Here is a 10,367-nt window from a genome sequence, read left to right as displayed (position 1 = left end):
GATACCGGCCATTGACGCCGGCCCCGATCCCGGTTAAGTTTTATTTGGCAAATTATAAGGAAATTCCGTGACCTACTCATCCGTCATCAAGAAGGACTACAAGTCCGTGCTGGAACCGGGGCGCGGCACCGGCCGACGCCTCCATCCCCTGCACTGGCTGGTGCTGGGTGCCGTCGCGGTTTCGGCAGTCTTTCTCTACACTTCCGCGCCTGAACAGGCCTCGGCCACCCTGGACTCGCGCCAGGCCGAGACCACCGGGCAAGCAGCTGCCACGCAGGCCCTCGACAGCCTGTATGAGCAGGAAATCATCGCGCTGCCAGGCCAGCAGCCGGCCCCGGCACCCGAAACGACCACTGGCGAGGCAACCGATCCCGCTCCCGGCGCCCGAAGCGCGCCGGCGGCCGCAGTGGACAGCGTCGTACCGGACGCTGCAGCCCCGGCCACCAGCGACGATATTCCGACGCAGCAGGCCGAGGCGCTTCCCTGGCGCGAGGTCACCGTCAATGCCGGGGACAGCCTGGCCCGTATCTTTGACCGTCTCGATCTCAGCCCGCGCAGCCTGCACGAGATCATCCACCTGTCCGAGGAAACCCGGCGTCTGACCCGCATCCATCCGGGCGAGAAGCTGCAGGTGCGCATCGACGCGGACCAGGGCATCCAGGCCCTGCGCTACGAGTACGACCGCATGCATGCCCTGCTGGTCACCCGCACCGATGACGCTGCCGGCTTCGAGGCGCGCGAAGTGGTGCGGGAGCCGCAGCGCAGCCAGGTCACGGCTGCGGCCGAGATCGACAGCTCCCTGTTCCTGTCCGGCCAACGCGCCGGACTGAACGACAACCTTATTATGGAACTGGCAGGTATTTTCGGCTGGGACATCGATTTCGCCCTGGACATCCGCAAGGGCGACCGCTTCAGCGTACTCTACGAGGAACTCTACCTGGAGGGCGAGAAGATCGGCACCGGCGAGATCCTGGCCGCGGAATTCGTCAACCAGGGCCGCACCTACCGGGCGGTGCGCTACACCACCGCCGAGGGCCGGAGCGATTACTACGCCCCGGACGGCCGCAGCATGCGCAAGGCCTTCCTGCGCACCCCGGTGGCCTTCTCGCGCATCAGCTCGCGCTTCAACCTCAAGCGCAAGCACCCGGTGCTCAACCGCATCCGCGCCCACAAGGGCGTGGACTACGCCGCGCCCTACGGCACCCCGATCAAGGCCACAGGCAGCGGCAAGATCATCTTCCAGGGCACCAAGGGCGGCTACGGCCGCACCGTCATCCTGCAGCACGGTACCCGCTACAGCACCCTGTACGCGCACATGTCGCGTCACGCCCGCGGCCTGAAGAACGGCAGCCGGGTACAGCAGGGCCAGGTCATCGGCTATATCGGCAAGTCAGGACTGGCCACCGGCCCGCATCTGCACTACGAATTCCGCGTCGCCGGTGTGCACCGCAATCCGCTGACCGTGGAACTGCCCGCCGCCGAGCCGATCGAGGCCCGTTACCGCAAGGACTTTGAATCCACGGCCAAGCAGCTGCTGGCCGAACTGGAGCTTGCCGTGCCCGGATCCTCGAGCCAGGTGGCCTTGAACAACTCACAGGAATAAGGGCGCCGTCACCGCACAGCTCCCCACGGGGGATCTATGGACACCTTCATCGGCCTGATGTCGGGCACCAGCCTGGACGGCATCGATGCCGCGGTCGTGCGCTTCCCTCCCGGCCGGGTGGAACTGCTTGCCGCCCGTACCACACCCTTTACCCGTGAGCTGCGCTCCGAACTACTGGCCCTGATCCAGGCCACCGGGACCGACCTGCTGGACCGCTTCGGCGAGCTGGACCATCGCCTCGGCCGGCTGTTCGCCGAGGCTGCGACCGGCGTGTGCGACCAGGCAGGCCTGGAGCCCGGCCGGGTCGCCGCCATCGGCAGCCACGGTCTGACCGTGCTGCACCGCCCGACGGGCGAGACCCCCTTCAGCCTCCAGATCGGCGACCCCAACCTGATTGCCGAACGTACCGGCATCACCACTGTAGCCGACTTCCGCCGCCGCGACCTGGCCGCCGGCGGCCAGGGTGCGCCCCTGGTACCGGCCTTCCATGCCGCCCTGTTCACCCGCGCGGAGCAGGCCCGCGCGGTGGTCAATATCGGCGGCATGGCCAACCTCACCCTCCTGCCGGGCAGCGAGGAGGCCGCGGTGACCGGTTTCGATACCGGGCCCGGCAATGTCCTGCTCGACGCCTGGATCCAGCAGCAGCTGGGCCAACCCTATGACCGCGACGGGGCCTGGGCGGCCAGTGGCAGTGTGAGCGAGGAACTCCTGGCTGCCCTGCTGGCCGATCCCTATTTCACCCTGCCCCCGCCCAAGAGCACCGGTCGCGAACACTTCAACAGCACCTGGCTGCAGGACCGGCTGCGCGGCTTCGAGCTCGAGCCGGAAGCCGTCCAGGCCACCCTGGCGGAATTGACTGCCGCCAGCATCGCCGTGGCCATCGAACGCGAGGCGCAGGGCACGACGGAACTGATTGTCTGCGGCGGCGGGGCCTACAACCCGGACCTGCTGCAGCGCATCGGCGCCCGGTTGCCGGCGGTGAAACTCAGTGTTTCCGATGATTACGGCCTGGCGGCCGAATGGGTGGAGGCAGTGGCCTTTGCCTGGCTGGCACAAAAGGCCCTGGAAGGTAAACCGGGAAACGTGCCCGCTGTCACCGGCGCGGCGGGGAAGCGGATCCTGGGCGGCGTCTATCCGGGGACGACCGGCTGCGGGGAAGACAGTAAGCCGGAATAAGGGCCGCAGACCCGTTTCCGGCATTGCATCCGACCGACCGGAGATGCCGGAAACGCTACGCTTATCCCGGCCTGCACGCTTGTATCCTGCAACCTGTATCAAGAACCGGATCCCGCATCACCGCTCCTCAATGGATACATACGCCCGGGGCGCTTCTCCGATATATACCTGGGTGGGCCGGAAGATGCGGTTGTCCTTGAGCTGTTCGCGCCAGTGGGCCAGCCAGCCGGCACAGCGGGCCACGGCAAAGATGGAGGTGAACTGGTCGCCGGGAATGCCCATTTCCGAGTACAGAATGCCGGAATAGTAGTCCACGTTCGGGTATACACCCTTGGGTCCGAGCTTCTCCGCCGCAGCCTCCTCCAGCGCCACTGCAGTCTCGAACAGCGGGCTGATCTGGCCGCCGCGCTCCTTCATCAGCTCCAGCATCATGTTCTGCAGGATGGTGGCGCGCGGGTCCTTGACCTTGTATTCGCGGTGGCCCATCCCCCAGATCCTGCGCTTCTCCGCCAACTGTCGCTCCAGCCAGGCCCGGGCGTTTTCCGGCCGGCCGATCTCCTGGAGCATTTCCAGCACCCGCTGGTTGGCCCCGCCATGCAGCGGCCCGGCCAGGGTGCCGATGGCCGCGGCCACCACCAGGTAGGGGTTGGTCAGGGTGGAACCGGCCACCAGGGCGGCGAAGGTGGAGGCGTTGATGGTGTGCTCGGCATGCAGGATGAGCGAGGCGTCCATGATCCGTGCCAGCAGCGGGTCGGGCTCCTCGCCGGTGAACATGTACAGCAGGTTTTCGGCATAACCCAGATCCTTGCGCGGCGGGATGGGATCATAGCCGGCGCGCAGGTGCTCCCACATCGCCACCAGGGTGGCCATGCGTGCGAGAATCTTCACAGACATGTTATGGATGTAGTCCGTATCGTCGCCACCCAGATTCTCCTCGGCCGGGTAGAACATGGCGAGCGCCGCCACCGAAGCCTGCAGCATCTCCATGGGATGCCCCGTGGCGGGCAGGTATTTCATGATCTCACGGATGTTGTACTTGACCGGGCGGTTGTTGCGCAGGCGCCGGTCGAACTCCTCCAGCTCGGCCGCGGTCGGCAACCGGCCGTCGAGCAGCAGCAGCGCGGTCTCCTCGAAATTGCTGTAGCGGGCCAGATCACTGATCTCGTAGCCGCGATAGGTCAGGATGCCCCTGCTGCCATCGAGGTCGGAAATATTGGACTTGGTGGCGGGCACCCCTTCCAGTCCGGGCAGATATTCACTCATGGCTCATCCCCTGCTTCAGCCGTCAGGCCGTCTGCGGGCGCAGCGCGGCAATCTCCGGCGGGAAAATGCTGCATTATGAGATTGCCGCGCTGCGCCCGCAATGACGGATGGGGCGCAAATGCAAAAGGGGTGCCCTTGGGCACCCCTTTTGCGGGCAGGAGAAACGGTCCGTATCAGGACGGGGAGAAGGAAGAACCGCAGCCGCAGGTCGTGGTCGCATTGGGGTTGCGGATGACGAACTGGGCCCCGTTGAGGTCTTCCTTGTAATCGATCTCGGCACCGACGAGATACTGATAGCTCATCGGGTCGACCAGCAGGGTCACGCCGGACTGCTCGACCGTGGTGTCGCCGTCCTTGATCTCCTCGTCGAAGGTGAAGCCGTACTGGAAACCCGAGCAGCCGCCGCCGGAAATGAAGACGCGCAACTTCAGGTTCGGGTTGTCCTCCTCGTCGATGAGGCCCTTGACCTTCAGCGCCGCTGCCTCGGTGAAGATCAGCGGGGATTCCTCGGTTTGGACTGCTGCGTTTTCGCTCATGCTCGAACTCCATTGAAGCGTTTTTCGGAACTGCTGCGCATTATGCAGTTCCTGAGCATGACAGTCAAGAATTGTCCTGGGCGGCCAACTGTGGCGGCGACAAGTCTTTTCCTTGCGAATCAACAGGTTTCTTGGCCACAGCCGGCACCTTGGCGCCCTGGTGGACCAGGTTGCCATTGACCTCGGCCCCCATCGCCATCTCCAGCAGGTGGTAGTAGACATTGCCGGTCACGCGGGCATGCTGGCCCAGCTCGATGCGCCCGCTGGCATGCACGTCGCCTTCCACCTGACCGTTGAGCACCACGTTCGGCACCCGCACTTCGCCCTGAATCCGGCCGCGCTCGCTGAGCATCAGCACGGCCTCGTTCTCGCCTTCACTGATGACGTTGCCGACGATGCTGCCATCCACGTGCAGCCCGCCGGAAAAGCGCAGATCGCCCGTCATGACCGTATCCTGTCCCACCAGGGTATCGATCCGTCCGCTCTGGTGCTTGCGTTTATTCCCCCACATCGGCGTTCTCCTCTGTTGCGGGTGTCCAGGCAAAGGTCCAGCTGTGCGCCTCGCCTCCGCCCCGGGGTTGCGCCCGGACCTCCACCTCGCGGGCCGCGAAGCCCTCCGGCAGGGTCCAGTTGCCTTCGATGACCTGAAAATAGCGGTAGCGGTAGCGGATGGACGCGGCCGCTTCCGGATCGGGGGACAGGCTGGCATGGTCATAGGCTGTCGCCGTGCCGTCCCGGATACCCCTGACCCTGAGTTCGATTTCGCCCTCGACGAGCTGATCGTTGCTGCCGATCTGCACCATCACCAGCCGGAACCGATAGGCTCTCGGCCCCAGCCCGGGCGTGAGGCCGAAATCCTGCGCATGGATGCCCTCGATCTCGCGCTCCGGCGCCATGATGCCGCGGTAGAAGCTCAACTCCTCGCGCAGCGCGCTGATGGTCTGTTCCAGCTCCGTCCGGCTGCGCCGGTAATCGGTATAGGCCTGCTGGTCGATCTGCCGGGCCCGTTCGGCGGCGGCGAACTGGCGCTGCAGCTCGCTGTTGCGCTGCTCGAGCACCTGCACCCGTTCCTGCAGGGTATCGCGCTCCAGCCGCAGCCGGGTCAGCGCGTCCCGGGAATGCGCCCCACCCCAGGTGTATAGCAGCCAGCCCCCGGCCAGAACCAGGAACAGGGTCACAAGCAGCGCCAGGCGCACCGTCCAGCGCCGCAGGATCAGGACCTCGGTCGAGCCGCCGGGCAGCATCCTAGGGCAGCAGGGCCGCGGCCGCCAGGCCCGCGGTCTCGTCGAGCCCGAACATCAGATTCATGTTCTGCACCGCCTGGCCGGCCGCGCCCTTGACCAGATTGTCGATCACCGACAACACCACCACCGTGTGGCCGTCACGGGGCCGGTGCACGGCCAGGCGGCAGTGGTTGGCGCCACGCACGCTGCGCGTCTCCGGATGCGCCCCCAGCGGCATGACATCCACGAAGGGCTCGTCGGCGTAGCGCTGCTCGAACAGCGACTGCAGATCCTCGCCCGTGGCCGTGAGCCGCGCATACAGGGTGGCATGGATGCCTCGGATCATGGGCGTCAGGTGCGGCACGAAGGTCAGCTCCACCGGCTGCCGCGTGGCCGCGCGCAGGCCCTGACGGATCTCGGGCTGATGCCGGTGCCCGGCCACGCCATAGGCCTTCATGTTCTCGCTGGCCTCGGCCAGCAGGGTGCCGACGGCGGCCTTGCGCCCGGCGCCGCTGACGCCGGACTTGGTATCGGCGATGAGATTGCCGGGGTCGACCAGGCCCTGCTCCAGCAGCGGCAGGAACCCCAGCTGCACCGCGGTGGGATAACAGCCCGGATTGGCCACCAGGCGGGCAGCGCGGATGGCCTCGCGGTTGACCTCGGGCAGGCCGTAGACGGCTTCGGCCAGCAGTTCGGGGCAGGCGTGCGGCATGCCATACCAGTGCTCCCATTCGTCCGGATCCCTGAGCCGGAAATCGGCGGCCAGATCGATGACCTTCACCCCTGCGGCCAGCAGTCCGGGCACCAGCTGCATGGCGGTACCGTTGGGGGTGGCGAAAAAGACCAGGTCGCAGGCATGCAGATCGGACGCGTCCGGCGGGGTGAACACCAGGTCCAGGTGGCCGCGCAGGTTCGGGAACAGGTCGGCCACATGCCGCCCCGCCTCGCCGCGCGAGGTCACCGCCTGCAGCGCCACCCCGGGATGCGCGGCCAGCAGCCGCAGCAACTCCACGCCCGTGTACCCGGTACCACCTACGACTCCAACCTTGATCATGTCACCTCTTCCTGTGGGCCTGTGGCCCGGATTCCGTCACCATCCCGTGTTGAACGAGGCGGCATGCTCTGGCGCCAACCGATCGGCGCCCACCAACATCCAAGCAATAACCTTGCCGATGCCGCCCGGCGTGGTTAGCATGGTATGAAATTTACCCGCCTGCTGCACCCGGCCATCGTCCGCGGGTCTGACACGGCCCGTCGCGGCCGCGGGCACAGCGAACCCAGTCATCCCATGCTGCAACGAATTCGTCGCTCCGGCCGCCGCCTGCTCTCGCCCGACGTCTGGAAGGTCCGCATCCTGTTCTGGAGCGGTGCGGTGCTGGTCGGTCTGCTCGCCACCCTGTTCGCCTACGGCACCGAATGGGCCAACCACCTGTTCAGCGTTCAGGTGGCGGAACGCAGTGCCTGGCTGCCCCTGCTGGTCACGCCGCTGGGCCTGCTGCTGATCGTCTGGCTGACCCGCCGCTTCGTACCCGAGGCACGCGGCAGCGGTATTCCGCAGGCCATCGCCGCGCTGAGCCTGACCGACCACAACAACCGCAACCGGCTGCTGTCCTTCCGCATCGCGTTGTCCAAGATCGGCCTGTGCTGGCTGGGCATGCTCAGCGGCGCCTCCATCGGCCGCGAGGGCCCGACCGTGCATATCGGCGCGGCCATCATGTTCTCGCTGGGCCGCTTCGCCCGCTTCCCTCACCATTATATGGACCGGGGCCTGATCCTGGCCGGCGGGGCGGCCGGCATCGCGGCGGCCTTCAACACCCCGCTGGCCGGGATCCTGTTCGCCATCGAGGAAATGGGCCGCTCGTTCGAGGAGCGCACCAGCGGCACCCTGCTCACGGCGGTGTTCCTGGCCGGCATCACGGCCGTGGCCATCCAGGGCAACTATACCTACTTCGGCACCAGCGCCGCCCTGCTCGCGCCGGGCGAGATGCTGATCCCCATCCTGGCCTGCGGCGTGATCGGCGGGGCCTTGGGCGGGGGCTTCTCCCAGCTGCTGCTGTGGAGCACCCGGCGGTTGGCCGGCCTGGCCCGGCGTCACCCCTATTTCCTGGCGCTGGGCTGCGGCCTGCTGATCGCCGGCATCGGCATACTGGCCGGCGGCAGCACCTACGGCACCGGCTACGACCAGGCCCAGGCCATCATCACCGAAAGTGGCGACCCCGGCGCCGGCTTCGCCGGGCTGAAGATGCTGGCGACCTGGGTATCCTATCTGAGCGGCATCCCGGGCGGCATCTTCGCGCCCTCGCTGGCCGCCGGCGCCGGCGTCGGCGCCGGGCTGGCGGACTGGCTGCCGGGCTTTCCCGCCGCCGCCGTCATCATCCTGGGCATGACGGCCTATTTCACCGGCGTGGTCCAGACGCCCATCACCGCCTTCGTCATCATCATGGAGATGACCGACAACACCGACCTGCTGCTGCCGCTGATGGCTACCGCCTTCATCGCCTATGCCGTCTCCCGCGTGCTGTGTCCGCAGCCCCTGTACCGGGCCCTGGCCGAGCAGTTTCTCGCCTCGGCGCGACCCGGCGCGGACAGACCGTTATAATGGCCCGGACGAGCTGACGGCGACGACATGGACCCCATCGTACAAACCATTGCGCTCACCATGGGCGTGGCCTGGGCCAGCGGCATCAACCTGTATGCCGCCATCTTCATGCTCGGCTACATGGGCATGACCGGGCACATGGACCTGCCGCCGGACCTGCAGGTGCTGGCCGATCCGCTGGTGCTGGCCGCGGCCGGCTTCATGTACTGTGTGGAGTTCTTCGCCGACAAGACCCCGGGGGTGGACACCGGCTGGGACTGCATCCATACCTTCATCCGCATCCCGGCCGGCGCCATCCTGGCCGCCGGGGCGGTGGGCGATGTCAGCCAGGCCGCGCAGATCGCCGCCGGCCTCCTCGGCGGCACCCTGGCGGCCGGCAGCCACGCCACCAAGGCCGGCTCGCGGGTGCTGATCAACACCTCGCCCGAGCCCTTCAGCAACTGGGCCGCCTCCATCGGCGAGGATGTGCTCGTTATCGCCGGTCTGTGGACAGCGCTGAATCATCCCTGGATCTTTCTGGCCCTGTTGCTTGTCTTTATCCTGGCCATGATCTGGTTGCTGCCGAAACTGTGGCGTGGCATCCGCCGGGTGCTGAGATTTTTCGCCAACCTGCTCACCGGACGCAGGGCGGAGCAGGCGCCGCCACCGCAACCCCTGGACCCACCCGGACTGCTACGGCAGGAGGACAAACACGACCCATGAAAACCAAGGACATTCTCATCGGCATAGCGGTCATCGGTCTGATCGGCCTGCTGGCCTTCATCTGGCTGGCCCCCGGCGGCCAGAAGCCGGCGCCGGCCCTGAGCGTGACCACGCTGGACGGCGAGCAGCTGTCGCTGGCCGGGCTGCGCGGCCAGCCGGTACTGGTGACCTTCTGGGCCACCGACTGTCCCGGCTGCGTCAAGGAGATCCCGCACCTGATCGAACTGCACGAGGATTATGGCCCGGACGGACTGACCATCCTGGCCATCGCCATGGCCTATGACCCGCCCAACCACGTGGTCGCCATGCGCGAGGCGCGCAACCTGCCCTACAGGATCGCCCTGGACATCGAAGGTGAGGCGGCGCGCGCCTTCGGCAACGTCAATGTCACCCCGACCTCCTTCCTGATACACCGCAGGGGCGCATCGTGCGCCACAAGCTGGGCGAGATGGACATGGCGAAGGTGCGGACACAGATCGAGGGGATGCTGGGGACGTGATGCATAAAACCCGTAGGCCGGAATAAGGGCCGCAAGGCCCGTTGCCGGCACCGGCGGCCGTGCCCGGCAGTTGCCGGGAACGCTGTGCTTATCCCGGTATGCAGCCTGAATTTATTCGTCATGCCCGCGGAGGCGGGCATCCATGCCTCCGAAACACCTGGATTCCCGCTTTCGCGGGAATGACGGAATGGGTGATAATCAGAGGTTTATCAACAAGCGGACAGGGGCGCGGGTAGAAGCAGTCTTTCCTCCTCACTCCTCACTTCCTCTAAACGGTTAACCGTAATGCTCTGGATCAAGGCCTTCCACGTCATCTTCATGGTCACCTGGTTCGCCGGGCTGTTCTATCTGCCGCGGCTGTTCGTGTATCACGCCGATCTGCCGGCGGAAGACACCGCGGGCAATGAACGCTTCAAGGTAATGGAACGCAAGCTGTTCGCCATCATGACCCTCGGCGCGGTGGTCACGGCCGTGTTCGGGTTCTGGCTGCTGTTCGCCTATCATCTGCCCACCCTCACCGCCAGCCTGTGGCTGCCGATCAAGCTGGTGCTGGTCGCCGGGCTGATCTGGTACCACTTTCTGTGCTGGCAGAAGGTCCGCGCCTTCCGTAAAGACCGCAATCCCCACTCCCACGTCTATTACCGCTGGTTCAACGAGGTTCCCGCCCTGATCCTGATCGCCGTAATCCTGCTGGCCGTCGTCCGCCCCTTCTGAGATTGGCCGGCTCCCGGTGCCGGCTCTGACGCCGGCGCCGCACCCCCCTCAA

The 10,367-nt window shown here is 66.4% G+C and carries 11 protein-coding genes; 6 read left to right on the top strand and 5 right to left on the bottom strand.

The genetic code is table 11. The features are described 5' to 3' along the window. Positions 1 to 67 precede the first annotated feature (67 nt). Positions 68 to 1,603 carry an OapA family protein gene (locus D6C00_RS11085; RefSeq protein ID WP_125181775.1) on the top strand — a complete coding sequence of 512 codons (1,536 nt, stop codon included), beginning with the start codon at positions 68 to 70 and terminating at the stop codon, positions 1,601 to 1,603. Between the two features lie 36 nt (positions 1,604 to 1,639). Then, positions 1,640 to 2,779, top strand: coding sequence for an anhydro-N-acetylmuramic acid kinase (locus D6C00_RS11080; protein ID WP_125181774.1), 1,140 nt, complete (start codon positions 1,640 to 1,642; stop codon positions 2,777 to 2,779). 117 nt (positions 2,780 to 2,896) lie between these two features. Here the strand turns inward: D6C00_RS11080 and D6C00_RS11075 are convergent, their stop codons facing one another. The 5 genes from D6C00_RS11075 to argC all read right to left on the bottom strand — a co-directional run bounded on the left by D6C00_RS11075 (position 2,897) and on the right by argC (position 6,855). After that, complete coding sequence (locus D6C00_RS11075; protein WP_125181773.1) at positions 2,897 to 4,042, bottom strand: citrate synthase; 1,146 nt, start codon at positions 4,040 to 4,042, stop codon at positions 2,897 to 2,899. Between the two features lie 173 nt (positions 4,043 to 4,215). Then, positions 4,216 to 4,578, bottom strand: coding sequence for an iron-sulfur cluster insertion protein ErpA (gene erpA, locus D6C00_RS11070; protein WP_125181772.1), 363 nt, complete (start codon positions 4,576 to 4,578; stop codon positions 4,216 to 4,218). 64 nt (positions 4,579 to 4,642) lie between these two features. Beyond that, positions 4,643 to 5,089: a bactofilin family protein gene (locus tag D6C00_RS11065; RefSeq protein ID WP_125181771.1), complete on the bottom strand. Its 447-nt coding sequence runs from the start codon at positions 5,087 to 5,089 to the stop codon at positions 4,643 to 4,645. Further along, positions 5,076 to 5,822: a DUF6776 family protein gene (locus tag D6C00_RS11060; RefSeq protein WP_125181770.1), complete on the bottom strand. Its 747-nt coding sequence runs from the start codon at positions 5,820 to 5,822 to the stop codon at positions 5,076 to 5,078. The genes D6C00_RS11065 and D6C00_RS11060 overlap by 14 nt, the downstream gene beginning before the upstream one ends. A 1-nt stretch (position 5,823) precedes the next feature. Then, a complete protein-coding gene (argC, locus tag D6C00_RS11055; RefSeq protein WP_125181769.1) occupies positions 5,824 to 6,855 on the bottom strand; it encodes an N-acetyl-gamma-glutamyl-phosphate reductase in 1,032 nt (343 codons plus the stop codon). A 144-nt stretch (positions 6,856 to 6,999) separates the two neighbouring features. Between argC and D6C00_RS11050 the strand changes: the two genes are divergently transcribed. From D6C00_RS11050 to D6C00_RS11035, 4 genes are all read left to right on the top strand, one after another. Continuing rightward, complete coding sequence (locus tag D6C00_RS11050; RefSeq protein ID WP_206609558.1) at positions 7,000 to 8,400, top strand: chloride channel protein; 1,401 nt, start codon at positions 7,000 to 7,002, stop codon at positions 8,398 to 8,400. 27 nt (positions 8,401 to 8,427) lie between these two features. Beyond that, entirely contained in the window at positions 8,428 to 9,102 is a 675-nt protein-coding gene (locus tag D6C00_RS11045; RefSeq protein ID WP_125181768.1) for a DUF4126 domain-containing protein, read from the top strand. Continuing rightward, complete coding sequence (locus D6C00_RS11040) at positions 9,099 to 9,608, top strand: peroxiredoxin family protein (RefSeq protein WP_241546852.1); 510 nt, start codon at positions 9,099 to 9,101, stop codon at positions 9,606 to 9,608. Before D6C00_RS11045 ends, D6C00_RS11040 begins: the two co-directional genes overlap by 4 nt. 278 nt (positions 9,609 to 9,886) lie before the next feature. Further along, positions 9,887 to 10,315, top strand: a complete 429-nt coding sequence (locus tag D6C00_RS11035; protein ID WP_125181767.1) for a CopD family protein — start codon at positions 9,887 to 9,889, stop codon at positions 10,313 to 10,315. Positions 10,316 to 10,367 lie beyond the last annotated feature (52 nt).

Origin of the sequence: Thiohalobacter thiocyanaticus (assembly GCF_003932505.1) — a bacterium.
In the GTDB taxonomy this organism is placed as follows: Bacteria; Pseudomonadota; Gammaproteobacteria; order Thiohalobacterales; family Thiohalobacteraceae; genus Thiohalobacter; species Thiohalobacter thiocyanaticus.
The sequence above is the reverse complement of the archived record's forward strand: the minus strand, read 5'-3'. Positions and strand labels throughout refer to the sequence as shown.